Below are 1342 nucleotides of genomic sequence, written 5' to 3'. Positions count from 1 at the left end.
TCTAGCCAACGACGATTTCTTCCAGCTGTTGAAAGTGGTTCATCTAACACCTCGCCGTCCATAATAACGGTTTGAGGCTCTTTTTCAGAAGGAGTTATCAAACCGAGATCTTTAGCTGTAATGGGTCGATTTTCCTTTTTTAATAGGACATTTAAATCACCTGTTGGTTCTAAAACAGCAAATTCAACGTCCGCAACTTGGAATACATCTTTTTTACGTAGAAGTTCTAAGAGTTCATCAGTTGTATATCTTTCTTTCTTTAAATTATCTTCCATTACTTTTCCATCTTTAATGAAGATAGTTCCTTTCCCTTCAATATAGTCACGGAACTTTTTGTTTTTTAACGAAATTAGTCCTACTAAAAAAGGAACAAAACCGAATATTAAAACTCCAAGCACACCATGCCATATACTTTTTTCAAGACCCATTGTGACTTCAACAGCAATACCCCCGATTGTAATTCCTACTACATATTCAAAAAAGGATAGTTCTGACAACTGCTTTTTGCCTAAAAATTTTGTCATAAAAAACAATAGAACTAAAAATAAAGTTGACCTTAAAACAACATCTGTCCAATCCATCAGTATTCACCTCTTACAACTAAATATCAAAAACCTTTGTACTGTAATTCTTCCATCTCTAATTGACCTACACGTTTTTTTAAATCGTCTTTTACCTCTTCCATTATCATCATCATTTCATGAAAAGTTCTTTTTGCTTCTTCATCTTGAGATATGATTGCTAGTCTCGATAGACTAGCATCAATGCTTTTTATATTTGAAAGACATTGTTTTACTTGTGATCCCACTGTCATAAAAGACCTCCGTTAACCTTTTGGTTTAAAGATCAGAGCACCTAAAAATCCAAAAATAATGGCAGCTGAAATACCTGAACTTGTTACTTCAAACATCCCTGTAATGACTCCTACGAGTCCATGCTGCTCTGCTTCTTGCATAGCACCGTGAACAAGGGAATTACCAAAGCTTGTAATTGGAATTGTTGCTCCTGCTCCTGCAAAATCAATCAAAGGCTCATATAAATTAAGGCCGTCTAAAATCGCTCCAATTACAACTAACGTGCTTAAAGTGTGAGCTGGTGTCAGTTTAAAAACATCAAACATAATCTGGCCAATGACACAAATGAGGCCACCAATAACAAATGCCCAAAAATAGATCATGCTTCCAATCCTCCTAACTCAATTGAAACTGCATGAGCAATACAAGGAATGGTTTCGTTCTGTTGAAACGTAAGAGGGGAGTGAAGTGCACCAGTAGCTACTACCAACAACCTCTTAAATTCACCAGCCTTCATTCGATTGAGCAAATGACCGTAAACAACTGAG

General features: G+C 36.1%; 3 protein-coding genes and 1 pseudogene. All 4 read right to left on the bottom strand.

Annotated elements, in window-relative coordinates:
- The coding region (locus DFO72_RS28955; RefSeq protein ID WP_134177348.1) for a DUF421 domain-containing protein at window positions 1-581 on the bottom strand (581 nt) is incomplete at its 3' end.
- 26 nt (window positions 582-607) lie between these two features.
- Window positions 608-814, bottom strand: a complete 207-nt coding sequence (locus DFO72_RS28950) for a DUF1657 domain-containing protein (RefSeq protein ID WP_134177346.1) — start codon at window positions 812-814, stop codon at window positions 608-610.
- A gap of 12 nt (window positions 815-826) precedes the next feature.
- The gene (spoVAE, locus tag DFO72_RS28945) at window positions 827-1177 is read right to left on the bottom strand and encodes a stage V sporulation protein AE (RefSeq protein ID WP_134177344.1); all 351 of its coding nucleotides are present in this window, start codon (window positions 1175-1177) and stop codon (window positions 827-829) included.
- Window positions 1174-1342: pseudogene (locus DFO72_RS28940) on the bottom strand (stage V sporulation protein AD); the annotation flags it as partial. The pseudogene DFO72_RS28940 and the gene spoVAE, both read right to left, overlap by 4 nt.

The sequence above is a fragment of the Cytobacillus oceanisediminis genome, from assembly GCF_004366035.1.
Classification (GTDB): Bacteria; Bacillota; Bacilli; order Bacillales; family Cytobacillaceae; genus Cytobacillus; species Cytobacillus oceanisediminis_C.
Note: the sequence above shows the minus strand (reverse complement) of the source record. Positions and strands in the feature narration are given on the sequence as shown.